This window comes from Roseibium sp., from assembly GCF_050301095.1.
Taxonomy (GTDB): Bacteria; Pseudomonadota; Alphaproteobacteria; order Rhizobiales; family Stappiaceae; genus Roseibium.
This window is the reverse complement of record NZ_JBNKYW010000071.1, coordinates 1-9,604: the sequence shown is the minus strand read 5'-3', so window position 1 is coordinate 9,604 and position 9,604 is coordinate 1. Positions and strand designations below refer to the sequence as shown.

9 protein-coding genes and 1 tRNA gene are annotated in these 9,604 nt (G+C 58.3%); 6 read left to right on the top strand and 4 right to left on the bottom strand.

What is annotated here, in order from left to right:
* Both ACQY7U_RS06575 and ACQY7U_RS06570 read right to left on the bottom strand, forming a co-directional pair.
* On the bottom strand, positions 1-312 hold a 312-nt coding region (locus ACQY7U_RS06575), incomplete at its 3' end, for a BON domain-containing protein (RefSeq protein WP_428643007.1).
* 256 nt (positions 313-568) lie between these two features.
* A tRNA-Gln gene (locus ACQY7U_RS06570) sits at positions 569-642 on the bottom strand.
* A gap of 360 nt (positions 643-1,002) precedes the next feature.
* On the opposite strand from ACQY7U_RS06570, the gene ACQY7U_RS06565 reads away from it, so the two are divergent.
* The 5 genes from ACQY7U_RS06565 (at position 1,003) to ACQY7U_RS06545 (ending at position 6,405) form a co-directional block, all read left to right on the top strand.
* Positions 1,003-1,668 (top strand): hypothetical protein, encoded by a 666-nt coding sequence (locus tag ACQY7U_RS06565; RefSeq protein ID WP_428643005.1) that lies wholly within the window; start codon positions 1,003-1,005, stop codon positions 1,666-1,668.
* Positions 1,662-2,648 carry a Ppx/GppA phosphatase family protein gene (locus ACQY7U_RS06560; RefSeq protein WP_428643003.1) on the top strand — a complete coding sequence of 329 codons (987 nt, stop codon included), beginning with the start codon at positions 1,662-1,664 and terminating at the stop codon, positions 2,646-2,648. The genes ACQY7U_RS06565 and ACQY7U_RS06560 overlap by 7 nt, the downstream gene beginning before the upstream one ends.
* Positions 2,645-3,355: an RlmE family RNA methyltransferase gene (locus ACQY7U_RS06555; protein WP_428643002.1), complete on the top strand. Its 711-nt coding sequence runs from the start codon at positions 2,645-2,647 to the stop codon at positions 3,353-3,355. The genes ACQY7U_RS06560 and ACQY7U_RS06555 overlap by 4 nt, the downstream gene beginning before the upstream one ends.
* A gap of 204 nt (positions 3,356-3,559) precedes the next feature.
* Entirely contained in the window at positions 3,560-5,062 is a 1,503-nt protein-coding gene (gene guaB / locus ACQY7U_RS06550) for an IMP dehydrogenase (RefSeq protein WP_428643001.1), read from the top strand.
* A 50-nt stretch (positions 5,063-5,112) separates the two neighbouring features.
* Positions 5,113-6,405 (top strand): RsmB/NOP family class I SAM-dependent RNA methyltransferase, encoded by a 1,293-nt coding sequence (locus ACQY7U_RS06545; protein WP_428642999.1) that lies wholly within the window; start codon positions 5,113-5,115, stop codon positions 6,403-6,405.
* 25 nt (positions 6,406-6,430) lie between these two features.
* On the opposite strand, the gene ACQY7U_RS06540 is transcribed toward ACQY7U_RS06545, so the two are convergent.
* Both ACQY7U_RS06540 and ACQY7U_RS06535 read right to left on the bottom strand, forming a co-directional pair.
* Complete coding sequence (locus ACQY7U_RS06540; protein ID WP_428642998.1) at positions 6,431-7,636, bottom strand: tetratricopeptide repeat protein; 1,206 nt, start codon at positions 7,634-7,636, stop codon at positions 6,431-6,433.
* A 96-nt stretch (positions 7,637-7,732) separates the two neighbouring features.
* On the bottom strand, positions 7,733-7,912 hold the full coding sequence (locus tag ACQY7U_RS06535; protein ID WP_428642997.1) for a hypothetical protein: 180 nt from the start codon (positions 7,910-7,912) through the stop codon (positions 7,733-7,735).
* Here ACQY7U_RS06535 and guaA point away from each other — a divergent pair.
* Positions 7,901-9,472 carry a glutamine-hydrolyzing GMP synthase gene (gene guaA / locus ACQY7U_RS06530; protein ID WP_428642995.1) on the top strand — a complete coding sequence of 524 codons (1,572 nt, stop codon included), beginning with the start codon at positions 7,901-7,903 and terminating at the stop codon, positions 9,470-9,472. The genes ACQY7U_RS06535 and guaA overlap by 12 nt on opposite strands.
* The last annotated feature ends 132 nt before the right edge of the window (positions 9,473-9,604 follow it).

The window sequence follows — 9,604 nt, the reverse complement described above, 5'->3', positions numbered from 1 at the left end:
CTTCCAGAGCGTATCGCCTTTGACGACTGTGTGAAAATTCGCCTCCGGTTCGCTTGAGGCAACGGAAATGTCTTCCTCGACCTTCGCGACACCCAGAACGTTTCCGGCTGCCAGAATCAGCTTTTCCCGCGCTTCCTGAGATGGTGCCGCCCCGGCAATCCTGACGGTGTCGCCTTCGACTTCAACTTTAATGTCGCCGTCCAGCCCCAGATCGGCAACCTCCTTTTCGATGGCCTCCGCGCTTGAATGCGGCGCCTCGTCCTCACCAAAAAGCTTTTTGCCCGCGTCCTTTACAAAATCAAAAAAACCCATGTGTTCATTCCTCATATCGTGTCTCGCAAACCATCTGGTTTACCTCGACGAGTTCAAATTGAATCGGCAAACAATATTGCAACTCACGGTGATTGCAGAAGCTAATTCTCACAGTCTTTCAGGCAGGAGACAGGAACATTTTTTCAAGCCCGACCTCGGTCTTGAGGCACGACTTCGTGACACGCGCATGGCGTCTCGTGCACGAACCGGCCGATCCTGTTCGACCTTGCGACTTCTTTGAAGGAGAGAGAAATTTTGGCTGGGGAACCTGGATTCGAACCAGGACTAACGGAGTCAGAGTCCGCGGGTCTACCGTTAACCTATTCCCCAACAAGGCCGCTTTAAGGGCGCCTATTGTGCTCAGTCGTCTGGATCGCTTCGTGTAGAAGTGTCCGTCGCGATCAAGTGAGCCGCATATACATCTATCACATTCCGGAATGCAAGTGCCGAATTTGACTTTTTTGTGAAATCTCGGCCTCCGCTCAGATGCCTGGGGCCCTGTCTCCCAATTCCTTGCAAGGAGGAGCTTTTCCGGGGACGGTCAACCTGCTAGAGTTTCGGCAACGAAAGACACGGTCACCGGATGCGCCCCTGGAAACGGGCTGGCGCCCGGCGGTCTGAAAGGCAAAAACGTGACTCAGTCAGGTCAGGAACCGCCCGAAACCGGGCGTAGTACCGCTGACGTGTCCGATGCGCAAGAGACTCGTTCGGAGTCGAAAGGATCGAACAGACGCCGCCGAAAGCGGCGTTCTGGTCAAGGGTCGAAAGACGGAAATGCGGCACAGCTTCAGCCTGCCGTTACGTCACAGGTCCCTGGGTCGATTCAAGCTGCAAACGGATACGTCAATAAAACGCCCTCCCAACAGGCGCGGCCCGTTGAGGCGGGCGAATCGTCTTCCGGCACGGCTAAGCGCCGAAAAAAACGGCGGCGTGGACGATCCCTCTCTGCTGTTGCTGCAACCGGCAGCGAAGCGGTGGTTGTCGATACCGGCCAAAAGCCGGACACGCCGTTCCCTTCCGAAAATCCAACCAGTCTCAAAGGCAGGAAAGCGGCACGCAGGCGGGGCCGAAAACGTCGGAAAGCCGCACACGTTGACAACAACGGAACATCTTTTTCCAACGAGGCTGCCGCCGGTGGTCTCGAAACAACAGCGGATCGTCGCGAAACGAATTCAGAGATCCGGCCGGATCACGGGCGAGGCGACAACAAGGTCAATGCCAAACACCACAATGGTCAAGCAGAACTCGTTCCAGGACGACGTCACGCGCGCCAAGGAGAAAAAATCTACGGCGGAAGACGGAATTCGCCTCTTTATGCCGCACTCGACCTTGGAACCAACAATTGCCGCTTGCTGATCGCACGTCCCGAAGAGCGCGGTTTCAGGGTGATCGATGCTTATTCGCGCATTGTCCGGCTGGGTGAGGGGGTAGGTTCCAATCGTCTTCTCAGCGCGGCAGCCATGGACAGGGCAATCGACGCCCTGGCGAACTGTCACCGGAAGCTTGCGGACCGGGGTGTTGCCCGCTCTCGCCTGATTGCGACCGAGGCTTGCCGTGCGGCCGAAAACGGCGCGGATTTCATCGAACGTGTCCAGAAGGAAACCGGTCTTGCGCTTGAAGTCGTCAACCGGGAGACCGAAGCAAGGCTGGCCGTCGCCGGATGCGCCTCTCTGGTCGACCACGACGCAGACGGCGTCATCCTGTTCGATATCGGCGGCGGATCTTCCGAAATCGTATGGCTGGACCTGCGCAACCGTTGCGGTGCGCGTGGCTATGCCTTGACCCGGTTCATCCGTTCCTGGATCTCGTTGCCGGTTGGTGTCGTCAATCTCGCTGAACGCCATGGTGGCGTGCACGTGACGCCGGACATTTTCGAGGCGATGGTCGAGGATGCCTCGGAGCATCTGGCATCATTCAGCCTTGCAAATAGTCTCACCGAGGCCATTTCTTCCGGAAAGGTCCACATGCTCGGCACGTCGGGAACGGTAACGACACTTGCCGGTGTCCACCTCGGACTGAAGAGATACGACCGCCGCCGCGTGGACGGGACCTGGCTCGAAGACAGCGATGTCTCCAGAATGATTGATCAGCTTCGCGATATGCCCTATGAGGCTCGCGTTGAAAATCCCTGCATCGGCGCGGATCGGGCGGACCTTGTGTTGGCCGGCTGTGCGATACTGGAAGCAATCCGCAGGCGTTGGAGTTGTTCCAGGCTGCGCGTAGCGGACCGGGGTTTGAGGGAAGGCATCCTCACCGAACTGATGGCTGCTGACGGCGTCTGGGCGCACCGGAAGTCCGATCGCCGGGATCGTGGCCGCCTAAGGAACAGAAAATGAGCAGCTCGAAGAAACGGGGTTCGGGAGACCGCGGCCTCCACGTGAAGGTGAAAACCGCAGCCGGCCGCCGCGAATCGTCCACCCGCTGGCTGGAGCGCCAGTTGAACGACCCCTATGTGCGGCGTGCCAAGGTCGATGGCTACAGGTCGCGGGCTGCGTACAAGCTCATCGAGATCGACGACAAGCACAAGCTGCTCAAACCCGGTTACAGGGTTGTCGACCTGGGGTGCGCTCCGGGTGGCTGGTGCCAGGTTGCGGTTCAGCGGGTCCAGTCGAGCGTCGAAGCGCCGAAAGTCGTCGGGATCGATTACCTGGACATGGATCATGTTCGCGGCGCGACTTTCCTGAAGAAGGACTTCCTGGATGACGATGCCCCGGCAGCGCTGATGGAGGCACTCGGCGGGCACAAGCCGGATGTTGTCCTCTCGGACATGGCTGCCCCCACGACCGGTCACAAGCAGACGGACCACCTGCGCACGACTCACCTGTTCGAGATCGCGATCGACTTTGCCCGGCGTAATCTTGTGCCCGGCGGTTCGTTCCTGGCCAAGGTGTTCCGTGGTGGAACAGAGAACGAGCTTCTGCGGGACCTGAAGCGGGAATTCAAGACGGTGGCCCATCTGAAACCGCCGGCCAGCCGCAAGGAAAGTCCGGAACTTTACGTGATTGCCAAAGGGTTCCGTGGCAGCGACCTGGACCCGGATTGAGATCGGCGGCACAAGATATCCACCAGGGCGGCGGTCAACGGAGTGCTGATTTGCAACGAAAGAGAAAGCAATGCTCTTTCCTTTCTGTCACCTGCATGTTATTGACCCGCGCCAACTTCTCCGGCACAGCCGAAGCGAATCGAAAGATGCAGGCTTTATAGACAAGCCTGCGTCTCTGCTATCTTTTTAATAGGGGAATTGGCCATGGCAACCTTCTTTGTCCCGTCGACCGGACAACAAGCCCTGACGTTTGACGATGTACTGCTGATTCCCGGACATTCGGAAGTCATGCCGGGTCAGGTGGACCTCAAGACGAGGGTCACCCGGGAACTGGAGTTGAACATTCCGATCCTGTCTTCTGCGATGGATACCGTCACTGAGGGACGTCTGGCGATCGCCATGGCTCAGGCCGGCGGTATCGGTGTCATTCACCGAAACCTGTCTCTCGACCGGCAGGCGGAAGAAGTCCGCATGGTCAAGAAGTTTGAATCCGGCATGGTGGTCAATCCCCTGGTCATCGGGCCGGAGGCGACCCTGCAGGACGCGCTTGACCTGATGAAACATCACGGTATCTCCGGGGTTCCTGTTGTTGAAAACGGCGGCAAGGGCGGTCAGATCACAGGCAAACTTGTCGGCATCCTGACCAACCGTGACGTTCGCTTCGCCTCCAATCCTGATCAGAAAATCCACGAACTCATGACCAGCAACAATCTGGTCACCGTCAGCGAAAACGTCAGCCAGGACGAGGCCAAACGGCTTCTTCACCACAATCGCATCGAAAAGCTTCTGGTGGTTGACGAAAACCGGAGTTGCATCGGCCTGATCACGGTCAAGGATATTGAAAAGGCGCAACTCCATTCCAATGCCTCCAAGGACGCGCAGGGCCGATTGCGGGTGGCCGCGGCGACAAGTGTCGGCGATGAAGGCTTTGCCCGCGCAGAACGCCTTGTCGATGCAGGCGTCGACATGCTGGTGGTCGACACGGCTCACGGCCATTCCCAGAAAGTGCTGGACATGGTCGCCAAAGTGAAGGCGCTTTCCAATTCGGTGCAGGTTCTGGCCGGCAACGTGGCGACCTCCGAGGCCACCAAGGCTTTGATTGATGCCGGTGCCGATGCGGTCAAGGTTGGTATTGGCCCTGGCTCCATTTGCACCACCCGTATCGTTGCCGGTGTCGGCGTCCCTCAGCTTACGGCAATCATGGAAGCGGTTAATGAAGCCGACAAGCAGGGTGTCCCTGTGGTGGCTGACGGAGGCATCAAGTTCTCTGGAGACCTTGCCAAGGCGATTGCCGCCGGCGCCGCATCTGTCATGGTAGGCTCGTTGCTTGCGGGGACCGAAGAAAGCCCGGGCGAAGTTTATCTCCATCAGGGCCGGTCCTATAAGTCCTATCGTGGCATGGGCTCGGTTGGCGCCATGGCGCGCGGGTCGGCTGACCGCTATTTCCAGGCTGAAGTTCGCGACAGCCTGAAACTTGTACCCGAAGGCATCGAGGGCCAGGTTCCCTACAAGGGGCCGCTCAGTAGCGTATTGCACCAGCTCGCCGGCGGTCTGCGCGCGGCCATGGGGTATGTCGGCGGCAAGACCATCAAGGATTTCCAGGAAAAAGCACGCTTCGTGCAGATTTCCGGGGCAGGCTTGCGTGAAAGCCACGCGCATGACGTGACGATTACGCGCGAAAGCCCGAATTATCCTTCCAACGTTTAAGTCAACCATTGCGGTGCGGGTGTCAAACCCACCCGCATCAAGGGTACATCATGAGAGATGGCGGACGCCTCGCGGCGGCAATTGAAGTCTTAACCGAGGTAGAAACCCGTCACAGGCCGGTTCAGGTCTCGCTGCGGGACTGGGGAGCGTCACACCGGTTTGCAGGTTCCGGAGACCGTACGGTCATTGGAAATCTTGTCTTTGACGCGATGCGTAACAGGGCTTCCCTAGCAGCATTGATGCAGGACAGTAGCCCGCGCAGCCTGATTTTGGCGACCTACGCGGTTACCTGGCAGAAGGGCATCGATGCTCTGAGTGAAGTCCTTGCCGGGGACCAGCATGCGCCGGAACCCTTGAACGAAGAAGAAGTCCGGAAGCTGTCCGGTAACGTGCCGACTACGCCCGAATCGTTCGAAGAGGCAGACGTGCCGGAATGGCTCTGGCCTGCCTTTCAGGAAGTCTTCGGAGACTCCGCAGTAGACGAGGGCAGAGCGCTCGCCTTGCGGGCCCCGGTCGACCTTAGAACAAATACACTCAAGTCCGACCGTGAAAAAAATCTGAAACGCCTGGCGCACACCGGTGCGATCGCCACGCCCCTTTCGCCGCTCGGCATTCGCATTGAAGCCAAACCGGGCCTGGGCCGGATGCCGCATGTTCAGGCAGAGGAAGGCTACCGCAAAGGCTGGTTCGAACTGCAGGACGAGGCCAGCCAGCTGGCGGCTCATCTAGCCCAGGCGCAACCCGGCCATCAGGTCCTTGACTATTGTGCGGGAGGAGGCGGCAAGACGCTTGCCTTGGCTGCAGCCATGCAGAACAAGGGACAGCTTTATGCCTATGATGCGGACAGGCTCCGTTTGGCTCCTATTCACGAGCGGCTGCAACGGGCAGGCGTCAGAAATATACAGGTTCGCGATCCGGCGACGTCTTCCCTCGACGATCTGAAGGATCAGATGGACCTGGTGTTCATCGACGCGCCCTGCACGGGAACAGGCGTCTGGAGACGCCGGCCGGATTCCAAATGGCGACTGGCCGAAAAAGCACTGAACGATCGCATTAACGATCAGAAGAATGTCATTGATAACGCAAGTAAATACGTCAAAATTGGCGGACGTCTTGTCTATGTGACCTGTTCATTGCTGCCACAGGAAAACCAGCACCAGACCTCCTGGTTTCTGGAAAGCCACGCAGGCTTCAAGCCCGTATCGGCGCTTGAGATCTGGCAGCAGACTCTGCCGGGAACTGTTGCGCCCAAATACGTTTCAAAGCATGGTGAGTTGCTTTTGACGCCGGCGTCGACCGGAACTGACGGTTTTTTCATCTCGGTCTTCGAACGGACAGCGTAACGGCGCCAATTCGGGCGCCGTGGTTTCAAGACCGGTCTTGCCTCTGCAGCCCGAGAACGTTCGGAACGGGTTCACTGGATTCGGCGGGTACACCGTTGGTGCTTGCCGCCTTCTCACGATCAGGTTCAACCTCGCCGGACAAGTCCGTCTCTCCCGTCTTGGCAGACGGCATATCGGCCGCGGCTGAGGTCTTGCCACGTGAAGTGATATTTCCGCGGTTATCCGGGTCACTCGGGTTGATGGCCGCGGGGACTTCCGCTTGCTTTGCAATTGCCTTTTCGATGAAAGCACGCGTTCCCGCATCAATGCCATTGCCGGAGGAAAGGGCTGTCAGCACTGCGCGCGCCTGAGCTGCGTGTTTCAGTGCGGCAAGTGCCGTGCCGATAGCATTGATCGGGCCCGCTGCCTGCTTGTCGATATCATGTCCGGCCAAGGCGTATCGAAGAGCCTCTCCCTGTTGATCAAGCTTGCGCGACAGCACGCTGAGGCGAACATGCAGCGACACGGAACGAGGTGTGAGCTTCAACGCTTCCAGGGCTGCCTCCTTGGCGTCATTCAGGTCGCCCCGACCGGAGAGCGCATCAGACAGCATCTCAAGCGGCTGCGGATCGGCAGGGACCAGCTGGTTGGCCCGGACTGTAAGCTCGACCACTTCGTCAAACCGCTTGCGGCGCAACAGGGTCTCGGACAGTCCCAACAAGGCAGGCAAATGCGCAGGCGCCGACTTGAGCGCCTTTCGATAGGCTGCAATGGCCGCAGTTGTCTGTCCAACCTGATCCTGTACTTGTGCGAACAGCGTCAGAACGGCCGGTGAACCCGGAAGAAGTTCCAGAAGCTTCCTGGCCGGTTTTTCGGCCATGGCGGCATTGTTCTCCTTGAGAAGGACACTCGCCAGACCATAAAGGGCGTTGCGATTTTCGGGAGCCTGATCCAGCACCTCCGAAAAATTCTGCTTCGCGTTGGCTACATCGTCCAGAAGGAGCTGACAGTTTCCAAGACTGGCCCGCGCACCAAGGTGTTCGGGTTCGGAAAACACGATCCGGCGCAATTGCGACTGCGCCTCTTCCAGGTAACCGGCCTGCAGCAGGGCCGAGGCTGTCCTGTAGGCTATTTCCGTGTCGTTCGGTGAAAGTTCCTGAGCCTTGAGGTAGGAAACAAGCGCCTTGTCCAGGTGACCGGATTCTTCCAGTGCCAGGCCTTCCTCAAACGCTTTTCGGGCCGCTGCTGTCATTCGATCCAGTCTATCCTCAAGCACGGGCCTGTTGCCGGGGATCGGGCAAGGCAGGCCAACATGAATTCATTAACCTAAGTAGGTGGGAAGCGGCGGTCAAAAGCGAATTTCAGCCGTACACAGCTTGTCCGCCGATTTGTTGAAGGGCAGGCAGACCTCCTGCGGAACCATTGCACCGGTGAATGTGGCCAAATTTTTGTGCGGGACCGGATTTGATGCGAATTTCAGGTTCATTTTGGCAGAAAGACCGGTTAGAAGCTGGCCATGACCCAGCATGATCGTCTTCTCATTATCGACTTCGGTTCCCAGGTGACCCAGCTCATCGCCCGGCGCCTTCGCGAGCTGAACGTCTACTGTGAAATCCATCCCTATCAAAACGTTTCGGACGCCTTCCTTGCGGAGTTCAAGCCGAAAGCCGTGATCTTCTCCGGCGGGCCCGATTCCGTCGTCCGGGAAGGATCCCCGAGACCGCCGGAAGCAGTCTATGACCTCGGTGTACCGATCCTCGGAATCTGCTACGGCCAACAGGTGATGATGCAACAGCTTGGTGGTCAGGTGGAAGGCGGCAAGATTTCCGGCGGTGGCGGTACTGCTGAATTCGGACGCGCCTTCGTGACCCCCTCTGGCGACACTCTTGCGATCCTGAAGGATTGGTTCGCGGATGGCCGGGAACAGGTCTGGATGAGCCACGGCGATCATGTCAGCAAGCTCGCGCCCGGATTCGAGGTTTTCGGCACTTCGCCGAATGCACCCTATGCGATCACGGCCGACACAAAGCGCAATTTCTTTGCCGTTCAGTTCCATCCGGAAGTGCACCATACGCCCAACGGCAAGAAGCTTTATGAAAACTTCGTTCGCCTTGCGGGTTTCACCGGCGACTGGACCATGGGCGCCTACAAGGACGATGCGATCGCAAAGATCCGCGAACAGGTCGGCGACAAGAAGGTTATCTGCGGTCTCTCGGGTGGTGTCGACAGCTCGGTCGCGGCGGTGCTTATTCACGAAGCGATTGGCGATCAGCTCACTTGCGTTTTCGTGGACCATGGCCTTCTGCGCCTCAACGAGGCCGAGGAAGTGGTTTCCATGTTCCGGGACCACTACAATATTCCGTTGATCCACGCCGACGAGTCCGACCTTTTCCTGGGAGAACTGGACGGTATTTCCGATCCGGAACTGAAACGGAAGACCATCGGCAGACTGTTCATCGACGTCTTTCAGAAACACGCCAACGAAATTGAAGGCGCCGAATTCCTTGCCCAGGGAACGCTCTATCCGGATGTGATCGAAAGCGTCAGCTTCTCCGGCGGGCCTTCCGTCACCATCAAGTCCCACCACAATGTCGGCGGTCTGCCGGAAAAGATGGGGTTGAAACTGGTCGAACCGCTGCGTGAACTCTTCAAGGACGAGGTGAGGGCACTTGGCCACGAACTCGGCCTTCCCGACAGTTTCATCGGTCGTCACCCGTTCCCCGGGCCCGGCCTTGCAATCCGGTGCCCCGGCGAAATTACAAGGGACAAGCTGGATATCCTGCGCAAGGCGGACGCGGTTTATATCGATCAGATCCGCAAGCACGGACTTTATGATGAGATCTGGCAGGCGTTTGTCGCCATACTGCCGGTACGCACCGTCGGCGTGATGGGTGACGGCCGGACGTATGACTACGCCTGCGCCCTTCGCGCTGTCACCTCGGTGGACGGCATGACGGCGGACTATTATCCCTTCAGCCACGAGTTCCTGGGCGAAACGGCAACCCGCATCATCAACGAGGTGCAGGGCATTAACCGGGTGACCTACGACATCACTTCCAAGCCCCCGGGCACGATCGAGTGGGAATAGGGCTCGATGAAATGGCTGCAGGGTGTTGCTCCCAACCCTTCGCAGCCATTGTTGTTTGGGGCGCCGGATATCAAAAAGGTAAAGCTCTCAATTGACCCGCAATGTTGACCTAAAGTCCGATTGCGCAAACTG

Excerpts from the sequence above, each read along its gene's own strand:
- ACQY7U_RS06565 (WP_428643005.1), top strand. The coding sequence starts at position 1,003 with ATGCGCAAGAGACTCGTTCGGAGTCGAAAGGATCGAACAGACGCCGCC.
- ACQY7U_RS06555 (WP_428643002.1), top strand. The coding sequence starts at position 2,645 with ATGAGCAGCTCGAAGAAACGGGGTTCGGGAGACCGCGGCCTCCACGTG.
- guaB (WP_428643001.1), top strand. The coding sequence starts at position 3,560 with ATGGCAACCTTCTTTGTCCCGTCGACCGGACAACAAGCCCTGACGTTT.
- ACQY7U_RS06545 (WP_428642999.1), top strand. The coding sequence starts at position 5,113 with ATGAGAGATGGCGGACGCCTCGCGGCGGCAATTGAAGTCTTAACCGAG.
- ACQY7U_RS06540 (WP_428642998.1), bottom strand. The coding sequence starts at position 7,636 with ATGACAGCAGCGGCCCGAAAAGCGTTTGAGGAAGGCCTGGCACTGGAA.
- guaA (WP_428642995.1), top strand. The coding sequence starts at position 7,901 with ATGACCCAGCATGATCGTCTTCTCATTATCGACTTCGGTTCCCAGGTG.
- ACQY7U_RS06535 (WP_428642997.1), bottom strand. The coding sequence starts at position 7,912 with ATGCTGGGTCATGGCCAGCTTCTAACCGGTCTTTCTGCCAAAATGAAC.